Here is a 25,772-nt window from a genome sequence, read left to right as displayed (position 1 = left end):
CTCTTTTGAGGTCTATCCCGCTTAAATTTTACTCTTTTTTACTCAGCGCACCCTACTTTAGCGACCTAAATTTAGCCCTTTATGCATATAAAAGCTCTTTTTACATATAATATTTCACTTATTTTTTAGGATTTAATATGCTTTTACTAGAGCCTTTAGTTTATTACGAAGCGATAAGACAAAAATTTAAAAACAGCTTTTTAGCAGAAGATACCGCTCAAGCAATCATCGGGATAGATTGCGAGTATATAAGTAGTGACGATGTTGATTTTGCAGGACTTAAGAGCTATTTTTTAACTCAAAAACACAGCGCGCCCTTTGCGGGGCTTTTTGGAATTTTAGGCTATGAAAGCGTGAGATATTTTGAAAAAATTCCCGAATTTCAAAGCTCGCAGTATGAATTTCCAAATTTCTTATACGCAAACGCAAGAGCCTATCTGCATTTTGACAAGACAAGCAAAATTTACTCGTTTTACGGCGAAAAGAGCAGATATTACGACTTTTTAAAAGAGATCAAAGAGCCAAATTTAAAAGCCAAAGATAGCTTTTATCAAATTTGTACGGATTTAGATAAAGAGCGCGAGCACTTTTTAGATATGACTCAAAAAGCAAAAGAGTATCTATATAGCGGCGATATCTTTCAAGTCGTGCTTAGCGAGCAGATGAAACTAATAAGCGACATGGATAGCCTTGAGTTTTATAGGTTATTAAGCGAGGCAAACCCAAGCCCTTATATGTTTCACTTCCCGACTCCGCACGGTGATATCGTAGGTTCAAGCCCGGAGCTAGTGTGCGAAGTAAAAAACTCTCAAATTTTCGCAGCCCCGATCGCAGGCACAAGAGGGCGAGGCAAGGACGCCATAGAAGATGAAAGGCTTAAAAACGAGCTTATAAATGACGAAAAAGAGCTCGCCGAGCATAAAATGCTAATCGATCTAGCCAGAAACGACATCGGACGCGTCGCAAAAAGCTCGAGCGTAAGCGTGAAAAACCCGATGCACGTGGTCTTTTATGAGAGCGTTATGCACATGGCTAGCGATGTTTATGGCATGAAACGCGATGATATAAGCTCGTTTGAAGTAGTCTCTAGCGTATTTCCCGCAGGCACGCTCAGCGGAACGCCAAAAATTCGCGCCATGGAGATAATATCTGAGCTTGAAAGCTATAAGCGAAACGCGTACGGAGGTGGAATAGGATTTTTTCACTTTAACGGCGACGCTCAGCAAGCTATCCTCATACGAAGTGCTGTTTTTGTGTCTAAAAACGGCGCTAGCGAGGTGTTTATCCAAGCCGGTGCAGGCATCGTCATAGATAGCGTGGGCGAGAACGAATACAAAGAAATTTGCAAAAAACGCGCCTCGGTGCTAAATGTATTTAAAAATAACTCAAGGGAAACTCATAAATGATACTTCTGATAGACAACTACGACAGCTTCGTATTTAACGTCGAGCAATACATCAAAGAGCTAACCGACGAAGAGGTCATAAGTGTAAGAAACGACAAGATAACGCTTGAAGAAATTCGCAAGCTAAATCCAAGCAAGATCGTGCTAAGTCCCGGACCCAAACATCCAAAAGATAGCGGAATTTGTCTTGAAATTTTAAAAAGCGATCTAAACTTGCCTATTTTGGGAATTTGCCTTGGGCATCAGGCGATCGGACTAGTAGGCGGTGCGGTCATAAAGCGTCTTGAAAAGCCGTTTCACGGCAAGACTTCATTTATCGATGTGCTTGAAGAAAGCCCGCTTTTTGAAGGATTGCCGGCCAAATTTGAGGTTATGCGCTACCATTCGCTTTATGTTGATGAATTGCCGTCAAATTTAAAACCGCTTGCGATCAGCGATGATGGCGTAATAATGGCGCTTCGCGAAGTTAATCGCCCCGTTTTTGGCATACAGTTTCACCCTGAAAGCTACTTCACGCAATACGGTAAAAAGATAATCGAAAATTTTCTAAACTTTAAAAGCGAAGCCAAAATACAAGAGAGCGAACCTGCGAATTTCAAGAGGTTTTTAATCAAGCTTCAAGACAACGTCGGGCTTGACGATAGGGATTTTGAGCAAATTTGCGCGCTGATAGCTTCAAAGGATTACGAGATAACGCAGCTTGCAGCGCTTTTGGTGCTGATTAGCGAAAAGAGTCTTTATCCAAAGAGTCTTGCAAGCCTCGTTAAAAACATCTTAAAATACTCCCAAACCTACCGCGACGCTTCGCCGATGATAGATCTGTGCGGAACGGGTGGTGATGGGCTTAAGACGATAAATATCTCAACTGCGGTTTCGTTTATCCTTGCAAGCCTTGGCGTTAAAGTCGCAAAGCACGGCAACAAGGCGATTTCAAGCAGATCGGGCAGCTCGGATGTGCTTGAAGGCATAAATTTAACCATGTCAAATTCACTAAGCACCCTAAGAGAGCTGCTTGATGAGAAAAATTTAGCCTTTTTCCATGCGCCGTTTTTTCATCCGCTAGTTGCCGAGGTCAAAGAGGTGCGAGCCCGCCTTGGAATAAGGACGGTATTTAACGTGCTTGGGCCTATGCTAAATCCAAATTTAAGCCTTAAGAACCAACTTGTAGGCGTATATCACAAGCCTGTTTTGAAGCTTTATGCGCAGACTTTAAAGCTACTTGGGCGCGAGCATGCGCTAGTGGTACGCGGCGAGGACGGGCTTGATGAGATAAGCTTATGCGATGAGACAAAGATAATCGAGCTTAAAAACGGCGAAATTTACGAATACTCCGTAACTCCGGAGCAGTTTGGCTTTAAGCGAGCATTTCATAGCGAGATAGAGGGCGGAACTCCCGAAGAAAACGCACAAACTTTGGTTAAAATTTTAAAAGGCAAGGAAAGAGGAGCCAAATTTGACATAGTCGTGCTAAACGCGATGTTTGCGCTTTATACGGCAAATTTCGTCGCAAACCCGATGGACGCAAAGGACGTTATAATCAAGGCAATTGATAGCGGGCAAGTTTATGAGTATTTTAAAGATTATATCGGGGTAAAATCATGAAAACAGAGCTTAAAATTTGTGGTATCAAAAGCGAGGCTGAAGCCAAAAACGTGCTTGAACTCGGAGTAAAATTTATCGGAGTAATTCTTGCAAAAAGCCCAAGGCAAGTAGATATCAAAACCGCTCGGCAAATAGCGAATTTAGCTCACAAATTCGGTGCAAAATGCGTAGGAGTATTTGTCGGCGCAAGCGAGTGCTCTTTGGCGTCAAAGGGTGAGCAAAGTAGCTGCGAGATAATGGAAATTTGCGAATTTGCAGGACTTGACGCGGCTCAAATTTACGGAGAGATAAGCGAAAATTTGTACGCAAATTTAAAAGATCTTGGAGTAAGCGTTTGGAAAGTTTTAAGCGTAAAAGACGAACTTATCGCTACAAACGAACCTCATGATTTGATTCTTTATGACTATAAAGGCGAAAATTTAGGCGGGAACGGAGTGAGTTTTGACTGGAAAATTTTAAAAGACCTAAAGCCTTTTAGTTTCGTATTAGCAGGCGGTATAGACGAAACAAACGCGCTTGAAGCGCTTAAATTTAAGCCTAAAATTTTGGATATAAACTCACGGGTAGAAGATGAAAATATGATAAAAATTCCAAGCAAGATAAAAGAAATTTTAGACATCGTAAATAAGGAAGAAGGCAATGAACACTAAAGCATATTTTGGCAAATTTGGCGGGCAGTTCGTGCCTGAAACGGTTATGTTCGCGCTTGAAGAGCTTGAAGAGGCTTACGAAAATATAGCCGGTACGCAGGAATTTAAAGACGAGCTTAACGATCTGCTAAAGCACTATGTGGGTCGCCCTAGCCCGCTTTATCACGCAAAGCGACTAAGCGAGTATTATGGGCATGAAATTTACCTTAAGCGCGAAGATCTAAACCACACCGGCGCTCATAAGATAAATAACGCCCTCGGTCAAGCCCTATTAGCTAAAAAAATGGGCAAAAAAAAGCTCTTGGCCGAAACGGGAGCGGGACAGCACGGAGTGGCGACTGCGACTGCTGCGGCACTGCTTGGACTGGATTGTGATGTATACATGGGCGCAACCGATGTGGCTAGACAACAGCTAAATGCTTTTAGGATGGATCTGCTCGGTGCAAAGGTTGTAAGCATACATGACGGACTAAAAACGCTTAAAGAGGCCACCACTGCGGCTATCCAAGCTTGGGTGAACGAGATAGAAAGTAGCTTTTACGTGATCGGCTCGGTCGTGGGTCCTTATCCTTATCCAAAGATCGTACGCGATCTTCAAAGCGTGATCGGACATGAGACCAAAGAGCAGCTAAAAGAGTATGGCGTGAAGGCTGATTACGTGATAGCTTGCGTTGGCGGCGGAAGCAATGCGATAGGAATTTTTAGCGGATTTTTGGATGATGAGAGCGTAAATTTAGTAGGCATAGAAGCCGCAGGACTTGGAGCGGATACTGCATATCACGCAGCCACGCTTACTAAAGGGCGCGAAGGCATCATACACGGCATGAAAACCATCGTGCTTCAAGATAACTACGGCATGATAGCACCGGTTCATAGTATCTCGGCGGGTCTTGACTACCCTGGAGTGGGTCCTGAGCATGCACACTTACACGACATAAAACGCGCCAAATACTATCCCATAAGCGATGATGAGTGCATAAACGCGCTTCGTCTTACAAGCCGCCTTGAAGGCATAATCCCTGCGATAGAAAGCTCGCATGCGCTTGCGTATCTGGAAAAACTCTGCCCGAATTTGAGCAAAAAAAGCACCATCGTAGTAAACGTATCAGGCAGAGGTGATAAAGATATGAACACGGTAATGAGCTATGAGAAAGGAAAAATTTATGGCTAAGATCTCTAAAGCCTTTGAGGGCAAAAAAGCAAACATCGGCTACATAGTAGCGGGTTATCCGAGCATTGAGCATACGCGCGAATTTTTACTAAATTTAGACGCTAGCTCGCTTGATCTGCTTGAGCTTGGAGTGCCGTATTCTGATCCGTTAGCTGACGGTAAACTGATAGCCGAAGCTAGCTTTAACGCCGTAACAAAGGGAGTAAACACGGACACTGTCTTTAACCTGCTTAAAGAGTGCAAAGGGCGCATAAACAAGCCTCTTGTCTTTTTGGTCTATTACAACCTTGTGTTTTCTTACGGAGTGGAAAAATTTATCGCGCGCTCAAGTGAGGTCGGTATAAGCGGGTTTATCATCCCTGATCTGCCGTATGAAGAGTGCGAAGAGGTAAGCGTGCTATGTGATAAATTTGGGCTTGATCTGGTGCCTTTAATAAGCGTTACCTCAGCCCACAGAACGGATAAAATTTTAGATATCGGCAGAGGCTTCATCTACGCACTTGGAGCTATCGGCGTAAGCGGATCTGAGCGCGCGAGCATAGATAGGCTTAAAAATTTAGTCTCAAATTTAAAGCAAAAGAGCGATTTGCCTGTGGCTGTGGGCTTTGGCGTGAAAAACAGCTCTGACGTTAGCGAGGTTAAAAGCTTTGCAGACGGAGCGATAATCGGCACCGAAATCGTCAAGCTAACGGCGAAATTTAGCGGTAAAAAATTGATAGAAGAAATCAATAAGCTTTTTTAAATTTATAGTAAATTATATAAATTTGAAGTATAATTGAAGTTATTTGATATCAAGGAAATTAAAATGATGGATATAATTGAGATAGGAATAAAACACCTTTGTGAAGATACTCTCGGATATAAAGTCAGTGAAGCAAAAACATTAAATGGCGAATTTTATGGCTCTAGCCTACCAATTTATAAAGGCGGGGACGAATATCAATTCTACCTTTATTTTAAAAAAGAGACTTTAAATCAGTTTGCTAAAATTTTATTGGGAGTTGATGAGCTAGCCGAGGATGAACTAAGTGATATTTGCAAAGAGAGTGCAAATTTGGCAATAGGATATGCTAAAAACATACTAAATGAACGAGAAAATAACGCTTACAAAATGGGTACTCCAGAATATCTCGGGCGTATGCAAGGCTTTCCTGTGGAGCTTGAAGAAAAGAGAATCTATAAAATAAAAAATAGAACATTTCAAATAGGGTACAAAAAGGCATGAATCGGGAGCTAGAACAAATTTTAGAAAAAAACGGACTTTTTAAAAGCTATGACGAGTTAATGGATATAAGCGTAGATTTTATCTCCGAACTTGGCACGACAACAATTAGCGTAAGAGAGCTTTTAAAGCTTGAAAACGGCTCGGTTATAGATCTTGAAAAGCCTGCCGGCGAAAGTGTGGAACTCTTCATCAACAACCGAATTTTTGGCAAGGGCGAAGTAATGGTGTATGAGAAAAATTTAGCTATCCGCATAAATGAAATTTTAGACTCAAAATCAGTAATTCAATACTTCAAAAGAGAGCAATTATGAGAAATTTGCTTGCTATTTTTGCTTTTACCGTCTCATTATTTGCCTCAAACCTACTCACATATAATATATATGAAAGAAGCGATAGGGTCGATGTAATGCTTTCATTTGACGCACCTTACGAGGGAAATATATTCCAAAAGCGTGAAAACGATATGACAATGCTTATATTTAACGGGCTAAATTTCGATCAGGCTGTTGAAAAAAACTTAAACTCAAAAATACTTCAAGAACTATACATAGAACCCAAGCAAAATAGCGTAGTTTTAAGCATAAAAAGCAGTTCTTCAATAGGAGTAATGGCTTCTAAAACCTCTGACGGATTTGGACTCAGAATCAGAGTCGTAAGCACAGCTGCCGCCTCAACTAAAAACGAGCAACCTATTTCACAAAGCGAACAGATAATCCAGCCCAAAACGTCTACAACTATAAATACTCAGCCTGATATACAAAATATCTTTGACGCAAGATATTATATGGTAATAGGTGTTCTTATAGCCTTTGCCATAGCTCTTTGGCTGCTTAAAAACTTTATAGTCAAAAAAACAGGAGGCAGCAGAAAACTAAATCTTGCCGGATGGCTAAATAGCGATAAAAGTCAGGATGTAAAAATTTTATATGAAAAACCGCTTGATAGAACAAACAAGGTTATGCTATTAAACCATCAAAACAAAAAATACCTTGTCTTGGTGGGCAGTTCAAATGTGCTACTAGATAAATTTGGTGAAGACACTATTAATAGCGAAAATGACTTTGAGGCATTTTTTGAAGAAAATCGTAAGAGAATAGGACAGTATCTTGAAGATAGGCAAAATGCCTTGAGCGCATACAAGGACAAAGCTAGCCTCAACTAACGAAGCTTATTGCAAATGTCGCAGGCTTAGCGATCTTTTTAATATTCTCTTTTGTCATAAATTGCTCTTTTGCCCCGCTAATTTCAAGCATTTGGCTTTTAAGCTCAAATTTTAGCTTCTTATGCGTGCAGTTTATATCCAATATCTTAGCAAAATTTAGAATAAAACTCAGCCATTTTACAATATCTTCTTCGGGCAAAAGATCTCTGAATTTCTCAAATTCTCCTAGAGTTTTTTTACCATTTAATCCTATAATGGTTGCTATAAGTGCTTTTTGTCTATGTGAAAAGCCATAATTTAAAGCGTTTATAACAAAATTTGCAGAATTTATATGCTCTCCGTAAAATCCTAAACATTGTCCTAGATTATGAAGTCTAGCGGCGGTCTCAAGTTCATATATAAACTTATCATCGATTCCGTGAAGCGGTTTAAGCGTTACAAAAGCATCTTTTGCATATTTTACGACCATTTTGTTGTTATTTAGCAAAAATCTATCTTGCAAACTTCTTACGCTAGTATTAAAATTTGGTGGAAATTTCTTACTAGGGCGCAATATATCGCTTAGGTAGACACCCTCTCTAAATCCTACACCACTTGTATACACATGCTCACATTTTAAGCTATTTACCACACTTAAAAATATATAAGCACCCTCCCTAATGGTATCAAAACGATCTTTTTTAATATAAAATTTATCGAGATCAAGCACCCTTGCTTTGGTTAAATTTTGTATAAATTCCTTTTGCGATTCAAATTTATAGCTAAAGTTATGAACCGATCTTAAAGGATAGTTTTGCGCTTGCATAATAGCGCTTGATATAGCTCTTAAGCTTCCACCTATTGTCACTATATTTTTGCTTTTAAAGTTTTTTGGCAGATCTTTTAAAATTTCTTTCATAAAATCATTAAGACCTTTTAAATTTTTCTTATCGAAAAATAGCTCTTTTAGTCTTACCGTGCCTACATCAAGAGAAACGGCATCTACTATTTTTGCGTCTTTAATCATAGCAAGTTCAGTCGAGCCTCCACCTATATCAATCGTAATAAACTCATCCATAGGTTCAAGCAAATTTAAAGCCGCAATCCCGCCCAAACTAGCCTCATCAACCCCTTTTACAACCTTTAAATTCAGTCCCAAATTTCGTCTAATCAGGCTTATTAATTCATTTGAATTAGGTGCGTCTCTAAGGGCTGAAGTACCCATACAAAATATCTTATTGCACTTATACGCTTTGGCTATGCTTTTAAACTCACAAAATGCCTCATAAGCTTTCTGCATTGATTTTTTACTTATTGCGCCGCCATTTTCATAGGCACTTTCACCGAGCCTAACCTTCATTTTAAATTCGCCCAGTATATAAAACGCGTATCTTGAAGTCCTCTCAAATATAGCCATTCTCATAGAATTCGATCCAAGATCTATAACCGCTGTTCTTTTTGCCATATACCGCTCTTTGATTTACTTTTTTACATTTCTTAATATCGGTAAAACAAGCGACGAGACCGCTCCTTTTACTCCGTCAGTTCTATTTTTTATACTTACACTTCCGCCTAGAGCTTGGGCCGCACCTTTGGCCAAAAATAGCCCGAGACCCGCACCGCTTTTATTTCCGAATCGTTTAAACGGAGCAAAAAGATCTTTGCTCTCATCTATACCTATACCTTCATCAATTACTTCTACAACAAATTCTTCATCTTTTAATCTTGAAACTATCGTGATTGTAGATTTTTGAGGGGAAAATTTGATTGCATTTTGAACGAAATTTTGAATAATATGTGTTAGCAAGGTAGGTTGCAAGGTCATTTTAAGAGTTTTAGGAGATAAATTTATCTCAACATACTTATCGTCACCACGAGCCAAAATTTTAAAATTATTAGCCATTTTATTCAAAAATTCTATAATATCTATCTGGACCGCCTCTTCAAACTGAGCCCCCTCCTGACGCCCTATTTCAAGGATAGATCCTATCATCTTATTCATACCGTTTATCTCTTCGTTGTTGTTTTTAAGAGCCTCTATATACTTTTCACTATCTCTAGGTTTTAATAAAGTCACTTCATTTTTAGTTTTCATCACAGCAAGAGGTGTTTTTAGCTCATGTGCAACACCGACAAAAAGCTCCTTTTGGTACAACACAAAGGTCTGTATTCTACCTATTAGGCGGTTGATACTCTTGCCAAGCGGAGTAAATTCATCGGGCAGCTCATCTATACTAACTTCTTTTAAAAATCTTTCGTTTAATTTACTAAGTTTTGAGCTTAAAATTTTAATAGGAACAAGCAACATTCTTGATAAAAATAACGCGTAAAAAAGCACTAAAAATATAGCCGTTGCATTTACTATCATAATATCTACTAAAATTTGATCTATAAGCTTACTTTGTATAGTAGTCTCTTTAGTAAGAGTTATGTATGAACTTTCTATATATGGAAAATATAGCTTCAAGTAGGTTTTATTTCCAACTTTTTCATTTACAAAATATGGGTTTTTGGACTTTGAAGTTTTTGTTATTATATTTACTGTAGTTGTGCTTCCATCAAGAGTACCGTATTCAAAACTACCCCTTTTTTGGCTTAAATTTGAACTTGTCGAGAGAATTTTGGCCTCATACATCAAAGATTGAGAGATACCCTCATAGATAGTTACCTTGATGTAGTGATATAGCATCACAGAGATTATGACAATTAGCATCGCCGAAGCGGATGCCAATTGAATTATAAATCTGGCTCTTAAGCTTTTTTTGGAAAGCAAAATCTATATCCGCGTCTTCTAACGGTTTCGATTGTAGATATATTGAGTGGTTTATCCATTTTTTGGCGTATTTGATTGATTGCTACCTCGATTACGTTTGGAGTAACAAGCTCAGGCTCTTCCCAGATGGCATCCAATAACTGCTCTTTAGAAACTATCTGATCAGAGTGACGAGCAAGGTGAGTTAATACTTCGAAAGGCTTGCCTTTTAGCTCAATATCTTGTCCAAGATATGTGATCTTCTCTTCATCCGGATCTATTATAAGATCATCAATCTTAATAACATTAGTTCCGCCAAATCTCAATCTTGCTTCGATTCTTGCTACAAGCACATCAAAGTCAAACGGCTTTTTGATATAGTCGTCAGCACCTACTCTAAACGCCTTAACCTCGCTATCCTTGTCATCTTTTGCAGATAGCACTACAACAGCGGTTCTTGGAGATTTATTTTTAATAACACTGATGAGATCAACACCGTCTCCATCAGGCAACATCCAATCTGTAAGCACAAGATCGTAATTTCTGATACCTATATAGTATTCGGCATCCTTAAAATTTTCAGAGCTATCGGTCTGGTATCCAAATTCTTGTAAGCCTTCGGCAATCGTTTTATTTAACGTTACTTCGTCTTCTACTATTAAAATTCTCATTTGATTATTCCTTGGAGGTGTAAATTATACGCGGATTGTATCATAAATTAAGGATAATTTCAAGATACTTTAAAAAAAATTTAATATTTACTCTCGAACCTTGCTCCCACCAAGGCATTATCAAGAATCTCGATTTTTAAAATTTCCATCTTAAGTAAAGTTAGAGAGCCAAATTTGTCTTTTAGACTTTTAGAGCAGACTTCAAGCGATTTTTCAACTGTTTTAAATTTATGCTCATTGTAAATAGACTCTATAAAATTTATCACCTCAACATAGTCTATAAAGTCACTGCTTTGAAATTCTACATTTATACGCACTTTCTGAGATCTTATGCGCTCAAATTCGAGCAGACCTATAATGGTTTCAAACTCATAATCTTTGATGAGCGTAGTTATCATATCACCTTACTCTCTTGCCCGCTAATCAATCTTTTGATATTTGGAATATGCTTATAAAATACGATAAAAGCTATTATTAATATAGGGGCGTGAGAGTCGATATCAGGGATTTGCGGATGAATTATAAAAGATGAGATAATGAACGCAAAAAGTGCTACTAAAGATGCCAAAGAGCTGATTTTTAGCACTTTTCCGATTATAAACCAGACAACAAGAGCTACTATAATCTCAATAGGCAAAAATATCATCAAAACACCGGCTCCAGTTGCCACCCCTTTACCGCCTTCAAATTTTAAAAATGGTGAATAGCAGTGGCCGATAACTGAAAAAACAGCCATAGCCCAAAGGGTAGCAGGGCTAAGCCCTATAAATTTAGCTATCAAGATAGGCAAAACACCTTTTAGAGCATCGCAAACTACGGTTAATATAGCTATCTTTTTAGCAAGCTTTGGATCTTTTTCTTTTAATACACGCAAAACATTCGTTGCGCCAATACTTTTACTACCCTCATTTTGTATATTTACGTTAGCAAAAAATTTACCAAGTATTAATCCAAATGGAATCCCGCCCAGAAGGTAAGCTAAGGCATAAGCTATAATGTTTTCGTTCATTTTTTATCCTATTTTAGATTTAAGGATATTATATTATTTAATTTTATCTGATTTTCTTATAAATTTATGAGAAATTTAAGGTTTTGGCGAAGTATTTTTTTCGCCAAATTTATTAAATATCTACTTGAATTTCACTTTCTATCTTAATGGATATTGTAGCATTAGTAGTTTCCGATGAAGTATCGCTATTTTTATATTCATTACTATAAGAGATGGATACATCCTTATTGTTCTCGACGTTTAGACTATTTTCTAGACCATCTTTTTTATCACCGACATCAAGCATGTCTTGAGCCGATACCTTTTCTATAATAGCATCTTTCATAAGTTTAGTTTGCTCTTCGTGTTTCATATCTGAAACTTTACTTAAATCAAGAGTAGAGTCACTAGAAATGCTAACATGTTCTGCATTGCTAGCATTATAAATAGCTTTGGAGTCAAAACCATCGTTTGATTCAATAAAAAAACTTTCAGTAGTCACCTCTTCTATAGTTTCAAAACTCTGAATTTCTAAAATCGCCTTTTCCAGTGAGCTTTCTTGCAAATTTGATTCATCACCAAAGCTCTCTGCACTAACTATACTTTGATCTATTTTTAAACTATCAATTCCTACTAAAGCTATATCTTCTAATCCAAAAGATAAGACAATGCTATCACTTTCAGAGCTTGTAAATACAGTATCGCCTATATTTAAAACATCACCTTTATTAAGCTCTCTTTCTTGACTTCGCATATCTACGACGATAGCTCTTCCTATCACTTCTTTTACGAAACCCGAACTGCTCATAATTCCCCTCTTTTTCTATTTTTGTGTAATTGTATTAAAAAAATAGATAGTTTGTATATTGTACTTTGGTACAATGAAACTAATTATTTCCACAAAAGATAGACTTTCTCACCATATATATCACTATTTTTAGGCGCTATTTCAATTTCAGCTATAGTGATATTTTGTATATCATTTTTTAATTTTAGCTCACTGGCTTCATTTTCAAATTTAGCCATAAGCTCCTCTATTTGAGTCTCTATATCAGCCACAGCCTGCTCGCCAAGCTTTACATCATCGCGCTCTTTTAATACTCTATTCGCAGATTTTGCGCCACTTGCAACTTTGCCTAAATTTGTTCTACTTAATAAATTTCTACCAAAAAGAGCTCCGATCAGGCTAGCTCCTACGGATATCGCGGCTTCAAGGCCTTTATTTTTCACATCCCTTTGCTCTTTTTCAAGTTTTAAGATAGCTTTGCCTAATTTTTCGTCAAGCTTTACTCTCTCTTTTGTAAATTTTTCATTAAGCTTTGCTGTTTCTAGTTCTAAAACTTCATTACACCTATCGCTTAAACGTATAAAAAACTCTTCTTTACTTTCGTTTGGATTTGAATTTAGCCCAAGTGAGCTATAAAGAGTTAGTTTTACATTTCGGTAGATATACTCTTTAAATTTTTTAGTAATCTCTTTAAAATCCTTAACTCCGGTTATTTTAGCAGGAAGCGGCATATAAGAAATTTTTCCTTTTGGTTCACTAGATATGTGAATTTGCACATCCTCGCTAGCTTCACTCCAATCTATATCAGAACAATCCTCTTCTAACCTATATAACAAATTTAGATCTTTTGTAAAATCGACTCCCTTTTTGACATCGCAAAACCTAACTTTAGCTTTAGCGTATAAATAACCGTTAGCCTCATCCTCTAGGCTTAAATCATAAATTTGATCTATTGTTTGAGATAAAATTGGTTTTGGATTATTGCTTGAAATTTCACTTTTTGTATTTTTAATATTCAAATAGGCCTTCTTGTCTCTCATCAAATTTGAAATTTGCTCTCTACTTAAAGGTCCTTTTAGATAGCTAAGAGCCCATCTTGTAGAGATTACATTAAGTCCATCCTCATGGATATTTTTAAGTAAGAAATTTCGTTTAGCTAAATTTGATATTAAATTTTCTATCTCGTTTTTATCCATAGATGAGCCTTGAATTCCGGTCATTCCATCTATTACCCTGGCCTTATCTTGGGCGGTTTGAAGCCTGCCAATAAACCAAGTGCCGATATTACTAAGTCCTTTATAGTCAAGATCGACCGGATTTTGTGTGCTTAAAATTACTCCAAGCCCATGAGCACGAGCCTGTTTTAAAAGAGTTAGCATTGGAGTTTTCGAGGGTGGGTTACCGTTTGGCGGGAAAAATCCAAAAATTTCATCCATATATAAAATCGCCCTAAGCGAGCTTGTTCCCTCTGTTTTTCTCATCCAAGCAATTATCTCGTTTAATAAAAGCGTGACAAAAAACATTCTTTCACTATCATTTAAGTGAGAAATAGTAAAAATATTACATTTTGCTTTACCGTCTTTTGTAAAGAGCATCTTTGAAATTTCAAGCCTCCCTCCATTTAGCCAAGCACGAAAATCAGGGCTTGCCAAAAGAGTATTAAGCTTAACGGCAAGCTTCATTCTCTCGCTAGATGGATAAAATTTCTCAATATCAAAAACACCAATTTTATTAAACGGCGGCTCAGCTATGAAGCCAATGAGTTCTTCTAAACTAAGATCCTCTTTTAATCCAAATTTATTCACAAAAATATTTGATATTAAAAGATGCTCTTTTGAATTTATATCTATATCTATACCAATTAGTGACAAAACCGAGCTAGTGAGCGAGCTTATATACTCAGAAATTTCCTCCTCATTCTCTATATTTGGACATATAAAATCCCCAAGAAGAGCAACACTAAGGCCAGAAGAGCTTTTTGGAGTATAAATTTTAAACTCCACACTATCTTTAAAAAGCCTAATTCTATCTAAGCTTTGAAATGAATTTTCTATTCCGTTTTTCCATGCTTCAGCCTCTTTTTGAGCCAACTGAGATCTGCTTAAGCCTTTGTTTTGCGCCTCATTTTCATCCATATATGGCAAAAAATCATCCGCCTTCATCTCATCAAAGGCTAAAAGCAAATTCGTCATATCACCCTTGGGGTCTATGATAAAAGATGGGATATTGTCTATGCAAGCCTCTTCTAAAATACCTATACCAAGACCCGTTTTCCCGCTACCAGTCATTCCTATAATAGCAGCATGTGTTGTTAGATCCTTATTTTTATACAAAAATGGCTCTTTGTCCTTTAGTCCTATATAAAATAGTTTTAAATTCTCTTGTATAGATTTCATATAATCTCTTTATTGGTATAGACTTAGTTGCTCTTTTAGCTCTTTTACAGTATCTTTTACACGCTCTTTAGTAAATTGATTTATAGTTTCTTGAATATCTTGCCCTTCTATAATTTGACAACAGTACCTTACGGCACCCCTATAAACAAGCTCTACTATCAGTTTTAAATCCACTTCTATATCTTTTATCTCTTTGGTTGCAGGAATTTCTAGGACAAATTTGGCTTTTATAACACCTCCGCTTCTAAATGTGCCGCAATTTGTGCTAATTACTCCTATTCCGCCCTCTGAAATATCATATAAATTCCCCTGAATTTCTCCATTTTCATCACTTAGAATAACTTTGGTATAGCGATTTGGATAGACTCTTTGGAATTTTCTTAAATTTGCATGCAGGTTATTTGCGTATGTGAAATTTTTTAAAGTTACAGTAGAATTTGCTATATCTACAGAAACTATATCAGCTACTATATTTTTTGCAAAATACTCATCTTGCACTATATAGGCATTTCTCTCCTCTTTCATAGCCAAAATCTGCATAAGATTAACTTCGCATACGACATACTCATTTTCAATGGACAAAACTTTACCGAAACACTCTACTTTTACACCATTATATAAATTTAAAAAATGCACAGAGTGATTTTTGTTAATAATTTTTTCAAAAACATCAATCGCTCTTTCAAGTATTATGGCTTTGCCGCCAATGAAACTAAAATGTAGATCTTTGTTCATCTATTCATCCCCTATAATCCATAAAAGAGTAGAAACTATTAATTATAGTAAAAATTTCTTATTTTTTTTATTAAATTATTGAAAAAATGTAACTTGGATTTAGAAAAAATACTTATAAATTTTAAAATTTTATAAGAATATAAAAAGAGGCGGATATTCCACCTCTTTATCTTTTGTATAAAAAATATAGTTGAAAGATTATAGTTTATCTGCATTGTGCGCTAGATAGTCAGCTACTCCAGCCGTATCAGCTTTCATACCCTTATCACCCCTATTCCATCCTGCTGGGCAAACCTCGCCATGCTCGTTTGTAAATATCATAGTATCAACCATTCTTATCATCTCGTCTATATTTCTTCCAAGAGGCAGGTCATTTACTACTGCATGGCGAACCGTGCCGTCTTTATCCAACAAGAAAGATCCGCGCAGTGCAACACCGGCCTCATCAATTAACACGTCAAATCCGCGTGCAATCTCTTTTGTCATATCAGCTACTATAGGGAAGCGAACTTGACCTATTCCGCCTTTGCTTACTGGAGTCTCTTTCCATGCAAAATGGGAGAATTGATTATCGCAAGATACAGCTATAACCTCTATACCACGAGACTTAAACTCATCATATCTCTTATCAAATGCTATTATCTCACTTGGGCAAACAAAGGTAAAATCCATTGGATAGAAAAATACTACAGCGCCTTTTTCGCCAATATTTTTATATAGGTTAAAATCATTTACGATTTGATTATTACCTAAAACTGCTGCAGCTGTAAAATCAGGTGCTTTTTTTGTTACTATCATTATTTCTCCTTAATAAATAATTTTTATTATTGGCGAAATTATATCGTCTCAAGTTTAATAATAGATAAATTTTGTATTTTTACAAATTTAAATCTAAAAAATAAAATTTATTTTTTTATATCAAATTTAAAAATATTTTGATATTGTTACGAAAATTTTAATTTAAGGAGAAAAAATGTCAGTAAAAATTACAGATATTTGTATCAGTTGCGGATCGTGTATAGACGAATGTCCGGTAGAAGCCATAGTGGATGATAGCGATAATCCAACCGGAGAAGATATATACTATGTATACGCAGATAAATGCGTAGAATGCGTAGGACACAATGACGAGCCAGCCTGTGCATCAGCCTGTCCGACCGACGGCTGTATCGTATGGGATATGCCTTACGAAGGCCAGCCGTCACGCAGTGAAATTGGCGCAGACATGAGAAAGGGCGAAACTGCTGTTATAGCTTAAAATTTTAAAAAATAAGCCCGAAAAAGGGCTTATTTTGTTTTTAATAATTTTTTTGATATAATCCCCTCTCTTAAAACAAAATAAACAATACAAGGAAATTTTATGCAAAGAACACTTTCTATCATAAAGCCTGATGCTGTAAAAAAAGGCGTAATCGGTAAAATAGTAGATAGATTTGAAAGCAACGGACTTAGAATAGCTGCTATGAAAAAAATTAGACTGAGCAAATGCGATGCTAAGAAATTTTATGCAGTTCATTCAAAGAGACCATTTTTCAATGATTTGGTTGAATTTATGACTAGCGGACCAGTTGTTATTATGGTTCTTGAGGGAGAAAATGCGGTAGCTAAAAATAGAGAGCTAATGGGCGCAACAAATCCTAAAGAAGCCGCTCCTGGAACTATTAGAGCCGATTTTGCAGAAAATATTGATGCAAATGCGGTCCATGGAAGCGACAGTCTAGAAAATGCAAAAATAGAAATTGAATTTTTCTTTGCATCCAGAGATATCTGCTAAGGAAAATTTTGAAAATAGCATTTGCAAAAATTGCAAACAATCAAATTCCGTTTGATATAAAAAGAGAAAATCTTAGCTTTAGCGGAAATTTAAAAAGAATAAATTCCAATCTAGTAGAGTGTAAAGCTCTAATAAGTGGCAATATGAGCCACAACTGCGATAGATGTGGCGAAGATATAATACTAAGTCCAAAAGAGAATTTAAATCTACTTATAAGTGATGGGATTTATAAAGATAGCGAAGAAAAACTTGAAGATGTTATCGAATTTTTCGACGGATATATAGATTTAGAAGAGATATTATCAAGTGAAATAGAGGCTTTTAAAAGCGACTATTTCTACTGTAAAAATTGTGAAAATTTATAAAGGAGAGTAACATGGCAGTACCTAAGAGAAGAGTGAGTCATACACGTGCAGCAAAACGTAGAACACACTATAAAGTAACACTTCCTATACCTGTTAAAGATAAAGACGGTTCATGGAAAATGCCTCATCGTGTAAATAAAACAACCGGTGAGTACTAAAAAATATGACAAGCATTTGCATTGATGCAATGGGCGGGGACTTTGGTCCTAAACCAATAATAGAGGGTGTTGTAGAGGCTTTAGAAACTGTTAAATTTAGTGCTGTTTTGGCAGGAAAAGAAGAAGTTTTAAAACCTCTAGTACCATCTCATCTACAAAAATACATAAGCTACATAGAAGCAACCGAAACAATATCAATGTCTGATGGTGCCACAAATGCACTAAAGAAAAAAGATAGCACAATATATAAGGCTATAGAACTCCTAAAAAACAAAGAAGTTAAAGCAGTAGTTTCGGCAGGTCATAGCGGTGCCACAATGAGTCTAGCTACTCTTAGAGTAGGTAGAATCCAAAACGTATTACGCCCTGCGATTGCTACGCTTATGCCAAATGTTTTAGGCAAAAAAACTCTTGTAATGGATGTCGGAGCTAACGTAGATTGTAAAGCGGAACATCTTTTTCAGTTTGCAATCATGGGCGAAGCTTATGTCAAAGAAATTCTTAAAATAAAAAAACCAAAAATAGGACTTCTTTCTAACGGAGAAGAAGAAAGCAAAGGCAATGAAGTCACAAAAGAAACATTTGCTCTCATGTCTAAGCTAGATTGTTTCGTAGGTAATGTTGAAGGCAATCAAATTTTTGACGGTAGCGTAGATGTCGTGATATGCGATGGATTCGTAGGAAATATTTTGCTTAAAACAAGCGAGGGCGTAGCTGACGCCATAACAAAAATAATAAAAAAACATGTTAAAAAATCACCTATAGCGATAGCTGGCTCCCTTTTGATGAAAAAAGTTTTTAAAACTTTAAAACAGCAAGTCGATTACGATGAGTACGGAGGAGCGCCACTACTTGGCGTAGATGGTTGTGTAATCATAAGCCATGGTAAAAGCAATGCAAAAGCTATAAAAAACGCTATATTTCAAGCTCTAAATTTTGCAGACTCAGAGATAAATAAAGTTATCAAAGACGAGCTTTTAAGCTTTGCAAGGTAACTGATGAAAAAAGCCTCTTTAATTTCAATAGGCGCATATGTACCAAAAGACACTCTTACCAACTTTGATTTAGAAAAGATGGTTGAAACCAGCGATGAGTGGATTGTGAAACGCACAGGAATTCATACTAGACACATCGCAACAGGTGAAATTACGAGTGAAATAGCCACGAAGGCTGCTTTGGTAGCGATTCAAAGAGCGGATATTGATATTAAAGAGATAGACGCTATCATATGCGCCACGATTAGCCCGGATCACTTTTGCATGCCGTCAACAGCTTGCAAGATAGCTAAAAACTTAGGATTAGAAGGAATAACAGCATTTGATATAAGTGCTGCTTGCACAGGATTTATCTACCTTCTTGAGCTTGCAAAATCTCTTATAGAAAGCGGAGCTAAAAAAAACGTCCTAATTATAGGAGCGGAAAAACTAAGTTCAATAGTTGATTACAGCGACCGCAGCACCTGCATACTTTTTGGAGATGGTGGCGGAGCGGCTATAATAAGCGCTAGAGACAATAATGAGATCTTGGATGTTCATACAGCGAGCGATGGAAATTTTGCTGATCTACTTATAACTCCAGGCGGAGGTAGCGCCAATCCAGCCTCGCAAGCAATGCTCGAAAATAAACTAAATTTTATCCATATGGCTGGAAATGAAGTCTTTAAAATCGCAGTGCAAACACTTACAAAAAGTGTTATAGATATACTTCAAAAAAATAGTATTACAAGCGATAAAGTGGATCTATTTATACCGCATCAAGCAAATTTACGCATCATAGAAGCTGTCAAACAAAGACTAAATTTCACTGATAGTCAATGTGTAGTAACCGTAGGAAAATACGGAAACACAAGTGCAGCATCAATACCAATGGCAATAAATGACGCCTACGAAGAGGGAAGGCTTAAAAATGGAGACCTTATACTCTTAGATGCATTTGGTGGTGGCTTTACATGGGGAAGCGCACTACTAAAATTTGGCGGCAGATAGAATCTACTAAAATTTTTCGCTTCTTTAAAAATTTTTAAGTCTCATACAACTCTTTAAGCTTATCATGATTTAGTATCTTGATATTCTTATTTGCATCGATAGATATATATCCATTTTTCTTAAATTTTGTAATTACCCTTGAAAAGGTCTCAGGAGTGGTATTTAACATTTGAGCTATTTGAGCATATTTTTTAGAAGGAAGACCATCTTGATATTCACTTATAAAAAGCGCTATCTTACCCTCTACTCCAAGAGCGATTTCTCTATGAAGCATACCCTGTACGAGTCTAAAATTTTCAGACAAAGATTTAATAATCTCCATGCATAAATTTGCATCGCTCATAAAATTTTTCTTAAATTTATCAAAATCTATCATTAAAACCTCAGAATCTTCGACAAAAACCGCAGAGCCGTTAAAAGGCGTATCTCCAAAATTTGCAAATTTTGCCACAGGAGAGACCGGTAAAAATTCATGAACAAACACCTCTTTACCTTTTGGAGAGGTTTTGTATATTTTAATCCTGCCCTTAAGCAATACATAAAACCACTTAGGAACCTCTCCCTCCATAAATAAGAATTCATCTTTATTGTAGCGTCTTATTATGCTTATGCCCTCAAGTTTATTAAGCTGTTCATCTGTTAATGTTCTAAAAATTTCAATATCTTTTAGCATAACCAACCCCTTTATTTGGCATTTTATAAAATCTAAAATTAATTTTCAATACTCACTAGATAAATCATATATAAAAACGCCGATTCTATCAAAATAATCATTATAAATAGATTTAATATACTATCAATTTACCCGTTCTTTCTGGCAAATTCCTTCATAAATTCAACTAAGGTTTTCACATCATTTAGGCTCACTACGTTATAAATTGAAGCACGAATTCCGCCCAAATGACGGTGTCCTTTAAGCCCTAGCATTCCCGCCTTTTCCGCCTCGGCAACAAAAACAGGCTCAAGCTCGGCATTTGCGGCAATATTGTAGCTTACATTCATAACCGAGCGATCAGTCTTCCTTGCATGCCCCTTATAAAATCCTTTAGAATTATCAATAGCATCGTATAATAAATCCGCCTTTGCCGCATTTCTCTCTTTTGCGGCTACAAGACCGCCCTGCTCAAGCAGCCATCCCATAGTAAGATCAAGAAGATAGATGCCAAATGTCGGAGGAGTATTATATAGCGACTTGGCGTCTGTATGAGTTTTATATCTAAGCATGGTAGGCACTCTATCGTTATCAAGACGCTCGGCAAGATCTTTGCGAATTATTACTACTGTCACACCGCTTGGGCCGGCATTTTTTTGCGCCCCTCCATACAATAGACCAATATCTGTAAAATCAAGAGGTTCTGAAAAAAAGTCACTACTAGCATCTATGACAAGCGGTGCCTTGCTCTTTGGAAGGCTTTTATACTGAGTGCCGTAAATTGTATTATTTGTGCAAATATAAGCATAATCTGCATCATCGCTAAATTTTATATTCTCCGGGATGCGGTCAAATTTCGTATCTTCAGAGCTTGCAACAACTTTATGATTTATACCAAGAAGTTTGGCTTCTTTTATGGCTTTATTGGTCCATACTCCGGTATTTACATACTCTGCTGTTCCGCCCATTGATAAATTTAAAGGCACCATCGCAAACTGCAAATGCGCTCCGCCTTGCAAAAATAAAATTTCATACTCATCGCCAAAGCCGTAAAGCTTCCTTATCTTATCCATCGCCCCAAAATGAACCTCTTCAAATGTTTTGCTCCTATGGCTTATCTCCATTATAGAAAAGCCATTGTTTTGGTAGCTTATAAGCTCTTTTTGAGCATGTTCCAATACACTTAGAGGTAGTCCGCTTGGTCCTGCGCTAAAATTTATCTTTCTATTCACGAAAACTCCTTTAAAATTTTCTATAATTTATCACAATTTGAGTTAAAAATTAATTTCATAAGACTAAAATCGCAAATTTACAATTTAAGCTAGCTTTTGATACAATTAAAAATAGTTTAAGGAGCTATATTTGGTCTTAGAGATAGAACGTAAATTTGTATTAGACGGTATTTTAGCTATTAATGCTCTTAAAAGAGATGGTATTTTACTAGATAGCAAAAATGTAATGCAGTTTTATACCAAAATCACACCCCTTGAAGAGATTAGATTTCGTAAATCAGAAAATAATCTTACCATGACTAAAAAAATCGGAAAAGGAATGGTAAGGCAAGAATTTGAAGAGATTTGCGATGAAAAATCATACAAAAAAGCTTTTAAAAACTCTATAGCAATGCCAATAGAAAAAGATAGATTTGAGTTTAAGATAAATAATCTCCCCGCAAATATCGATATTTATAAAGGCGCATTAGAAGGACTCGTTACACTTGAGATAGAATTTTTAAAAGTAGAGGATGCGAATAATTTTATAATGCCTGATTTTTTAGCCAATCATATCACATCTGAAATCACCGAAGACGAACGATATAAAAATAAAAATTTGGCTCTATTTGGCATGCCGGATATGAAATTTGACGTTAAAAAAGCATTGGAAATTTTAGATACAAACAAAGATATAAAGCTGTCTTTTCCGAGCTCAATTCGTTCAATAGATGCTGCAAGAGTGCTATTTTTTCAAATTTATAAATTTATAGAATTTCATAAAGAAGAGTATCTAAAAACAAGTAATGAAGAGGAGCTTCATCAGATAAGAGTAAATCTACGCAAAACGCGATCCTTGCTTAAACTATTAAATAAAATTTTTGATGAGAAGCTAACGGTTCATTTTAGTAAAAATTTTAAAGTTCTAGCCAACTCTACTAATACAAAACGAGATATAGACGTATTTTTAGAGTTTTTAAAAAAACAAAAAAAAGCCAAAACAATAACTCAAATTTTAGAAAATATAAAAAATAGACAAAACGACGAAATAAAAGCTATATTAAGCAGTCTTCAAAGCAATGAAATTTTTAGGGATTGGGAGATATTTTTAAAAGAGGATAGCGATTTTTACAAAGGCGAAGACTACGATAAGCCTATTAAAAAAATTGTAGCAAAGGCAATTAGAACTCAAATTTTAAAGTTAAAAAAAGATCTTTTAATGCTTAATAGCGAGCGAGAAAATGCTATTTTTCATGAAACAAGAATAGAGTTAAAAAGGCTTAGATATCTATTTGAAAACTTCATCGATCTCTTTGCAATTAGATCTCTTGAAAAATGCAAAGATAGAGCAAAAGAGATTCAAGAGCTCTTTAGTGACTTGCAAGATAGAGATATATGGTTACTTATCTTAGATAATATTGAAAAAGAGCAAGGCATTGACGATCAAGCAATAGCAAAATTGAAAAGTAAAATTTACAAGCAAATTTTTAAGATAAGAGATGAGATTTTAAAAGAAAAGATAAAATTTATTAAAAATTTAAGCAAAGTTTCCAAAAATTTAAAAATTTATTACAGCTAAAGAAAGAGAATGCAAAAACAAGAAAAAATAGTTCAAATGTTTAATGAAATTGCTCCGACTTACGACCTTGCAAACAGAGTTTTAAGTATGGGTGTAGATATTAGGTGGCGTAAGATAGCCTGCAAAATAGTGCTTGAAAAATTCAAAAACCAAAGTATAAACATAGTCGATGTCGCATGCGGCACCGGTGATATGATGGGTTTTTGGAAAAATATGGCAAATAAATTTAATGTGAAAATCAACTCTTTGACAGGCATAGACCCATCAAGTGGTATGCTTGAAGTTGCTAAGCAAAAATTTCCAGAGTTTAAATTCATAGAGGCTCTGGCAACTAATACATCATTAGATGATGCAAGCACAAATGTATTAAGTATAAGTTACGGAATTAGAAATGTGGTCGAAAGAGAGGCTGCGCTAAAAGAATTTAATAGAATATTAAAAAATGGCGGATATATCGTTGTTTTAGAGTTCACAAAAAGAAAAAAATCTGGCTTTCTAACAAAAATAAGAGACTTTTATCTAAGTAAAATTTTGCCTAAAATAGGTGGATTTATATCTAAAAACCAAGAGGCATATGAATATCTGCCAAGCTCTATAGAAAATTTCTTAGATACAGAAAGCTTCGTAGACGAGTTGCGAAAAGCAGGATTTGAAATCGAAGTTTGTAAAAGTTTTTCGATGGATATTTCTACACTTTTTGTAGCCAGGAAATTTAAAAATTGCTAAGCGTAAGCGAACTAAACGAACAAGCCAAAACCCTGCTTGAAACAACATTTTCATACGTTGAGGTAGAAGGAGAAATCTCTAGACTTACCAAACATGCCTCAGGACACTGGTATTTTACGCTAAAAGATGCCAAAGCCTCAATTCCTGCGGTAATTTATAAATTTAACAATGAAAAGCTGAAATTTGATATAAAAGACGGCATGAAAGTTATAATTTATGGCAAAATTTCCCTCTACTCCCCGAGTGGTAGCTATCAGCTTATAGCCACTTCTATTAGACCGAGCGGAGATGGAGAGCTTGAGCTCGCATTCAAGCAGCTTAAAGAGAGGCTTGAAAAAGAAGGGCTTTTTGAAATTTCAAATAAAAAAAGTCTGCCTAAATTTCCTAAAAAAATAGGCATCATAACCTCTAAAACCTCAGCAGCTCTACAAGATATGCTAAAAATTATCAATCAAAGATGGATACTTAGTGAAATTTTCATATTCGACTCATTAACTCAAGGCGAAAACGCCCCAAAGGCTCTTATAAAAGCTCTTAAAAAGGCTGATAGCTACGGACTTGACGTAATAGTCTTGGCTAGAGGAGGCGGAAGCAGAGAGGATCTATGGTGCTTTAACGATGAATGCTTGGCACGTGAAATTTATATATCTAAAACACCTATAATAAGCGCGATAGGACACGAGATAGACTATGTTATCACAGATTTTGTGGCTGATTTTAGAGCGCCCACTCCAAGTGCCGCCATGACTTCACTACTTCCGGATATGAATGAATTTATGCAGATGATAGATAGATACTTAGATGCAATTGATATAGCGATTAAAAGAGTGTTTGAGCGCAAAGAAAGCAGTTTAAATATGCTTAAAAACCGTCTATCAAAGCAAATTTTAGAACAAAAAATAGATCATAAATATCAAATTTTAAACAACTTAAATTTAAAACTAAAAAATGCTCTAAATCTAAAAATACTAAAATTTGAGAATCAAATATCGATTCTAAATAAAAGCTTTATGCAACAAGAGGGGTTTTTTGATCAAATTTCATCATTTGTAAGAGTTTTAAAAGATGGCAAAATGACCAATTTAAACGAGTTAAAAAAAGATGATGAGATTATCTTAAGTTCAATTGCAGCGACTAAAAAAGCAAAAATTTTATAATTTCTATCATATCAATTTTAAAGGAAATAAGATGAAATTAGCAGAAGCTCTAATCCTACGCTCCGATCTGCAAAAACGAATCGAACAGCTTCGCATTAGGCTAAACAATAATGCCAAAGTTCAATAAAATGATACTCCTCCAAAAGAACTCTCAAGGGAGCTTAATGAGAATACAGAAGAGTTAAATTTACTAATTAAGAGGATAAATAGGACAAATTGTGAAGCCCAAATTAAAGGTATATACTTGGTAAATTTAATAGCGGATCGCGATACTTTGGGATTAAAAGTAAATATACTTAGAAATTTCATCACAAATGCCAGTCAAAAGATAGACATATACTCAAACAAAGAGATTAAGATCTTAAGCAGTGTTGATGTATCAAGTCTACAAAAACAGATCGACAGGATATCAAAGGAGATAAGACAGATCGACACTAAACTACAGATGGCAAATTGGCAAATAGACTTAATAGAAAAATAGAAAATTTTGGATGTAGGTATTAAAAGGCGAGTATAATTTTTTGGCAAAGATGGCACGGAGAAGCTATAGTAAAGACAGTAATCCTAGTACATTAAAAAGTGTAATGTAAATGCGTAATATCACTACCATATACTGATTTTGATACCGAGGGCGGGTTTGGG

Annotated in this window: 29 protein-coding genes and 1 pseudogene; 19 read left to right on the top strand and 11 right to left on the bottom strand. The window is 36.0% G+C overall.

Going from position 1 to position 25,772, the window contains the following annotated elements; genetic code table 11:
• Positions 1 to 137: 137 nt before the first annotated feature.
• The 8 genes from CDOM16190_RS03360 to CDOM16190_RS03325 all read left to right on the top strand — a co-directional run bounded on the left by CDOM16190_RS03360 (position 138) and on the right by CDOM16190_RS03325 (position 7,215).
• Positions 138 to 1,406 carry an anthranilate synthase component I family protein gene (locus tag CDOM16190_RS03360; RefSeq protein WP_170018880.1) on the top strand — a complete coding sequence of 423 codons (1,269 nt, stop codon included), beginning with the start codon at positions 138 to 140 and terminating at the stop codon, positions 1,404 to 1,406.
• Positions 1,403 to 3,007, top strand: coding sequence for an anthranilate phosphoribosyltransferase (gene trpD, locus CDOM16190_RS03355; RefSeq protein WP_170018879.1), 1,605 nt, complete (start codon positions 1,403 to 1,405; stop codon positions 3,005 to 3,007). Before CDOM16190_RS03360 ends, trpD begins: the two co-directional genes overlap by 4 nt.
• Complete coding sequence (locus CDOM16190_RS03350) at positions 3,004 to 3,657, top strand: phosphoribosylanthranilate isomerase (RefSeq protein WP_170018878.1); 654 nt, start codon at positions 3,004 to 3,006, stop codon at positions 3,655 to 3,657. Before trpD ends, CDOM16190_RS03350 begins: the two co-directional genes overlap by 4 nt.
• Positions 3,647 to 4,828, top strand: a complete 1,182-nt coding sequence (trpB, locus tag CDOM16190_RS03345) for a tryptophan synthase subunit beta (protein ID WP_170018877.1) — start codon at positions 3,647 to 3,649, stop codon at positions 4,826 to 4,828. The genes CDOM16190_RS03350 and trpB overlap by 11 nt, the downstream gene beginning before the upstream one ends.
• A complete protein-coding gene (gene trpA / locus CDOM16190_RS03340; RefSeq protein WP_170018876.1) occupies positions 4,821 to 5,570 on the top strand; it encodes a tryptophan synthase subunit alpha in 750 nt (249 codons plus the stop codon). Before trpB ends, trpA begins: the two co-directional genes overlap by 8 nt.
• Positions 5,571 to 5,633: 63 nt before the next feature.
• Positions 5,634 to 6,053, top strand: coding sequence for a restriction endonuclease (locus tag CDOM16190_RS03335; RefSeq protein ID WP_249321433.1), 420 nt, complete (start codon positions 5,634 to 5,636; stop codon positions 6,051 to 6,053).
• Entirely contained in the window at positions 6,050 to 6,364 is a 315-nt protein-coding gene (gene fliN / locus CDOM16190_RS03330; protein ID WP_169973448.1) for a flagellar motor switch protein FliN, read from the top strand. The genes CDOM16190_RS03335 and fliN overlap by 4 nt, the downstream gene beginning before the upstream one ends.
• Entirely contained in the window at positions 6,361 to 7,215 is an 855-nt protein-coding gene (locus tag CDOM16190_RS03325; protein WP_169973450.1) for an excinuclease ABC subunit A, read from the top strand. The genes fliN and CDOM16190_RS03325 overlap by 4 nt, the downstream gene beginning before the upstream one ends.
• Here the strand turns inward: CDOM16190_RS03325 and CDOM16190_RS03320 are convergent.
• The 9 genes from CDOM16190_RS03320 to CDOM16190_RS03280 all read right to left on the bottom strand — a co-directional run bounded on the left by CDOM16190_RS03320 (position 7,208) and on the right by CDOM16190_RS03280 (position 16,321).
• Positions 7,208 to 8,659 carry a Ppx/GppA phosphatase family protein gene (locus CDOM16190_RS03320; RefSeq protein ID WP_170018875.1) on the bottom strand — a complete coding sequence of 484 codons (1,452 nt, stop codon included), beginning with the start codon at positions 8,657 to 8,659 and terminating at the stop codon, positions 7,208 to 7,210. The genes CDOM16190_RS03325 and CDOM16190_RS03320 overlap by 8 nt on opposite strands.
• A 15-nt stretch (positions 8,660 to 8,674) precedes the next feature.
• Positions 8,675 to 9,907, bottom strand: coding sequence for a HAMP domain-containing sensor histidine kinase (locus tag CDOM16190_RS03315; protein ID WP_170018874.1), 1,233 nt, complete (start codon positions 9,905 to 9,907; stop codon positions 8,675 to 8,677).
• 38 nt (positions 9,908 to 9,945) lie between these two features.
• A complete protein-coding gene (gene hsrA / locus CDOM16190_RS03310; RefSeq protein WP_169973454.1) occupies positions 9,946 to 10,617 on the bottom strand; it encodes a homeostatic response regulator transcription factor HsrA in 672 nt (223 codons plus the stop codon).
• Between the two features lie 80 nt (positions 10,618 to 10,697).
• The gene (locus CDOM16190_RS03305; protein WP_211437393.1) at positions 10,698 to 11,015 is read right to left on the bottom strand and encodes a dihydroneopterin aldolase; all 318 of its coding nucleotides are present in this window, start codon (positions 11,013 to 11,015) and stop codon (positions 10,698 to 10,700) included.
• Entirely contained in the window at positions 11,012 to 11,626 is a 615-nt protein-coding gene (plsY, locus tag CDOM16190_RS03300; RefSeq protein ID WP_170018873.1) for a glycerol-3-phosphate 1-O-acyltransferase PlsY, read from the bottom strand. Before plsY ends, CDOM16190_RS03305 begins: the two co-directional genes overlap by 4 nt.
• A gap of 112 nt (positions 11,627 to 11,738) precedes the next feature.
• Complete coding sequence (locus CDOM16190_RS03295) at positions 11,739 to 12,413, bottom strand: hypothetical protein (RefSeq protein ID WP_170018872.1); 675 nt, start codon at positions 12,411 to 12,413, stop codon at positions 11,739 to 11,741.
• Positions 12,414 to 12,496: 83 nt separating this feature from the next.
• A complete protein-coding gene (locus CDOM16190_RS03290) occupies positions 12,497 to 14,788 on the bottom strand; it encodes an ATP-binding protein (protein WP_170018871.1) in 2,292 nt (763 codons plus the stop codon).
• 9 nt (positions 14,789 to 14,797) lie between these two features.
• The gene (locus CDOM16190_RS03285) at positions 14,798 to 15,523 is read right to left on the bottom strand and encodes a PilZ domain-containing protein (RefSeq protein ID WP_169973458.1); all 726 of its coding nucleotides are present in this window, start codon (positions 15,521 to 15,523) and stop codon (positions 14,798 to 14,800) included.
• 198 nt (positions 15,524 to 15,721) lie between these two features.
• The gene (locus CDOM16190_RS03280) at positions 15,722 to 16,321 is read right to left on the bottom strand and encodes a peroxiredoxin (RefSeq protein WP_169973459.1); all 600 of its coding nucleotides are present in this window, start codon (positions 16,319 to 16,321) and stop codon (positions 15,722 to 15,724) included.
• Between the two features lie 175 nt (positions 16,322 to 16,496).
• Here CDOM16190_RS03280 and CDOM16190_RS03275 point away from each other — a divergent pair, with 175 nt between their 5' ends.
• From CDOM16190_RS03275 to CDOM16190_RS03250, 6 genes are all read left to right on the top strand, one after another.
• On the top strand, positions 16,497 to 16,781 hold the full coding sequence (locus CDOM16190_RS03275) for a DUF362 domain-containing protein (RefSeq protein WP_169973460.1): 285 nt from the start codon (positions 16,497 to 16,499) through the stop codon (positions 16,779 to 16,781).
• Between the two features lie 102 nt (positions 16,782 to 16,883).
• A complete protein-coding gene (gene ndk, locus CDOM16190_RS03270) occupies positions 16,884 to 17,297 on the top strand; it encodes a nucleoside-diphosphate kinase (protein ID WP_169973461.1) in 414 nt (137 codons plus the stop codon).
• 8 nt (positions 17,298 to 17,305) lie between these two features.
• Positions 17,306 to 17,662: a DUF177 domain-containing protein gene (locus CDOM16190_RS03265; protein ID WP_169973462.1), complete on the top strand. Its 357-nt coding sequence runs from the start codon at positions 17,306 to 17,308 to the stop codon at positions 17,660 to 17,662.
• Between the two features lie 11 nt (positions 17,663 to 17,673).
• On the top strand, positions 17,674 to 17,820 hold the full coding sequence (gene rpmF / locus CDOM16190_RS03260) for a 50S ribosomal protein L32 (RefSeq protein WP_122863182.1): 147 nt from the start codon (positions 17,674 to 17,676) through the stop codon (positions 17,818 to 17,820).
• Positions 17,821 to 17,825: 5 nt separating this feature from the next.
• Positions 17,826 to 18,815, top strand: a complete 990-nt coding sequence (gene plsX / locus CDOM16190_RS03255; RefSeq protein ID WP_169973463.1) for a phosphate acyltransferase PlsX — start codon at positions 17,826 to 17,828, stop codon at positions 18,813 to 18,815.
• A gap of 3 nt (positions 18,816 to 18,818) precedes the next feature.
• Entirely contained in the window at positions 18,819 to 19,805 is a 987-nt protein-coding gene (locus CDOM16190_RS03250; protein WP_170018870.1) for a beta-ketoacyl-ACP synthase III, read from the top strand.
• Positions 19,806 to 19,839: 34 nt separating this feature from the next.
• Here the strand turns inward: CDOM16190_RS03250 and CDOM16190_RS03245 are convergent, their stop codons facing one another.
• Both CDOM16190_RS03245 and serC read right to left on the bottom strand, forming a co-directional pair.
• Complete coding sequence (locus CDOM16190_RS03245; protein ID WP_170018869.1) at positions 19,840 to 20,478, bottom strand: Crp/Fnr family transcriptional regulator; 639 nt, start codon at positions 20,476 to 20,478, stop codon at positions 19,840 to 19,842.
• A 128-nt stretch (positions 20,479 to 20,606) separates the two neighbouring features.
• Positions 20,607 to 21,689: a phosphoserine transaminase gene (gene serC / locus CDOM16190_RS03240; RefSeq protein ID WP_170018868.1), complete on the bottom strand. Its 1,083-nt coding sequence runs from the start codon at positions 21,687 to 21,689 to the stop codon at positions 20,607 to 20,609.
• Between the two features lie 130 nt (positions 21,690 to 21,819).
• Here serC and CDOM16190_RS03235 point away from each other — a divergent pair, with 130 nt between their 5' ends.
• The 5 genes and pseudogenes from CDOM16190_RS03235 to CDOM16190_RS10675 all read left to right on the top strand — a co-directional run.
• Positions 21,820 to 23,247, top strand: a complete 1,428-nt coding sequence (locus tag CDOM16190_RS03235) for a CYTH and CHAD domain-containing protein (protein WP_170018867.1) — start codon at positions 21,820 to 21,822, stop codon at positions 23,245 to 23,247.
• A 9-nt stretch (positions 23,248 to 23,256) separates the two neighbouring features.
• Complete coding sequence (ubiE, locus tag CDOM16190_RS03230; RefSeq protein WP_169973471.1) at positions 23,257 to 23,973, top strand: bifunctional demethylmenaquinone methyltransferase/2-methoxy-6-polyprenyl-1,4-benzoquinol methylase UbiE; 717 nt, start codon at positions 23,257 to 23,259, stop codon at positions 23,971 to 23,973.
• On the top strand, positions 23,967 to 25,130 hold the full coding sequence (gene xseA / locus CDOM16190_RS03225; protein ID WP_170018866.1) for an exodeoxyribonuclease VII large subunit: 1,164 nt from the start codon (positions 23,967 to 23,969) through the stop codon (positions 25,128 to 25,130). The genes ubiE and xseA overlap by 7 nt, the downstream gene beginning before the upstream one ends.
• A 31-nt stretch (positions 25,131 to 25,161) precedes the next feature.
• Positions 25,162 to 25,257, top strand: a complete 96-nt coding sequence (locus CDOM16190_RS10680; protein ID WP_249934097.1) for a DIP1984 family protein — start codon at positions 25,162 to 25,164, stop codon at positions 25,255 to 25,257.
• A gap of 21 nt (positions 25,258 to 25,278) precedes the next feature.
• Positions 25,279 to 25,611, top strand: a pseudogene (locus CDOM16190_RS10675) (DIP1984 family protein); the annotation flags it as partial.
• Positions 25,612 to 25,772 lie beyond the last annotated feature (161 nt).

The sequence above is a fragment of the Campylobacter sp. RM16190 genome (genome assembly GCF_012978835.1).
Classification (GTDB): domain Bacteria; phylum Campylobacterota; class Campylobacteria; order Campylobacterales; family Campylobacteraceae; genus Campylobacter_A.
Note: the sequence above shows the minus strand (reverse complement) of the source record. Positions and strands in the feature narration are given on the sequence as shown.

Bases quoted from the DNA above. Each gene is read 5' to 3' on its own strand.
- rpmF (WP_122863182.1), top strand. From the start codon at position 17,674: ATGGCAGTACCTAAGAGAAGAGTGAGTCATACACGTGCAGCAAAACGT.
- CDOM16190_RS03280 (WP_169973459.1), bottom strand. From the start codon at position 16,321: ATGATAGTAACAAAAAAAGCACCTGATTTTACAGCTGCAGCAGTTTTA.
- CDOM16190_RS03315 (WP_170018874.1), bottom strand. From the start codon at position 9,907: ATGCTAATTGTCATAATCTCTGTGATGCTATATCACTACATCAAGGTA.
- fliN (WP_169973448.1), top strand. From the start codon at position 6,050: ATGAATCGGGAGCTAGAACAAATTTTAGAAAAAAACGGACTTTTTAAA.
- CDOM16190_RS03335 (WP_249321433.1), top strand. From the start codon at position 5,634: ATGATGGATATAATTGAGATAGGAATAAAACACCTTTGTGAAGATACT.
- trpA (WP_170018876.1), top strand. From the start codon at position 4,821: ATGGCTAAGATCTCTAAAGCCTTTGAGGGCAAAAAAGCAAACATCGGC.
- CDOM16190_RS03350 (WP_170018878.1), top strand. From the start codon at position 3,004: ATGAAAACAGAGCTTAAAATTTGTGGTATCAAAAGCGAGGCTGAAGCC.
- CDOM16190_RS03245 (WP_170018869.1), bottom strand. From the start codon at position 20,478: ATGCTAAAAGATATTGAAATTTTTAGAACATTAACAGATGAACAGCTT.
- CDOM16190_RS03320 (WP_170018875.1), bottom strand. From the start codon at position 8,659: ATGGCAAAAAGAACAGCGGTTATAGATCTTGGATCGAATTCTATGAGA.
- CDOM16190_RS03275 (WP_169973460.1), top strand. From the start codon at position 16,497: ATGTCAGTAAAAATTACAGATATTTGTATCAGTTGCGGATCGTGTATA.
- CDOM16190_RS03325 (WP_169973450.1), top strand. From the start codon at position 6,361: ATGAGAAATTTGCTTGCTATTTTTGCTTTTACCGTCTCATTATTTGCC.
- CDOM16190_RS03290 (WP_170018871.1), bottom strand. From the start codon at position 14,788: ATGAAATCTATACAAGAGAATTTAAAACTATTTTATATAGGACTAAAG.
- ndk (WP_169973461.1), top strand. From the start codon at position 16,884: ATGCAAAGAACACTTTCTATCATAAAGCCTGATGCTGTAAAAAAAGGC.
- ubiE (WP_169973471.1), top strand. From the start codon at position 23,257: ATGCAAAAACAAGAAAAAATAGTTCAAATGTTTAATGAAATTGCTCCG.
- plsY (WP_170018873.1), bottom strand. From the start codon at position 11,626: ATGAACGAAAACATTATAGCTTATGCCTTAGCTTACCTTCTGGGCGGG.
- plsX (WP_169973463.1), top strand. From the start codon at position 17,826: ATGACAAGCATTTGCATTGATGCAATGGGCGGGGACTTTGGTCCTAAA.
- hsrA (WP_169973454.1), bottom strand. From the start codon at position 10,617: ATGAGAATTTTAATAGTAGAAGACGAAGTAACGTTAAATAAAACGATT.
- CDOM16190_RS03305 (WP_211437393.1), bottom strand. From the start codon at position 11,015: ATGATAACTACGCTCATCAAAGATTATGAGTTTGAAACCATTATAGGT.
- trpD (WP_170018879.1), top strand. From the start codon at position 1,403: ATGATACTTCTGATAGACAACTACGACAGCTTCGTATTTAACGTCGAG.
- CDOM16190_RS03285 (WP_169973458.1), bottom strand. From the start codon at position 15,523: ATGAACAAAGATCTACATTTTAGTTTCATTGGCGGCAAAGCCATAATA.
- CDOM16190_RS03295 (WP_170018872.1), bottom strand. From the start codon at position 12,413: ATGAGCAGTTCGGGTTTCGTAAAAGAAGTGATAGGAAGAGCTATCGTC.
- CDOM16190_RS10680 (WP_249934097.1), top strand. From the start codon at position 25,162: ATGAAATTAGCAGAAGCTCTAATCCTACGCTCCGATCTGCAAAAACGA.
- trpB (WP_170018877.1), top strand. From the start codon at position 3,647: ATGAACACTAAAGCATATTTTGGCAAATTTGGCGGGCAGTTCGTGCCT.
- CDOM16190_RS03250 (WP_170018870.1), top strand. From the start codon at position 18,819: ATGAAAAAAGCCTCTTTAATTTCAATAGGCGCATATGTACCAAAAGAC.
- CDOM16190_RS03360 (WP_170018880.1), top strand. From the start codon at position 138: ATGCTTTTACTAGAGCCTTTAGTTTATTACGAAGCGATAAGACAAAAA.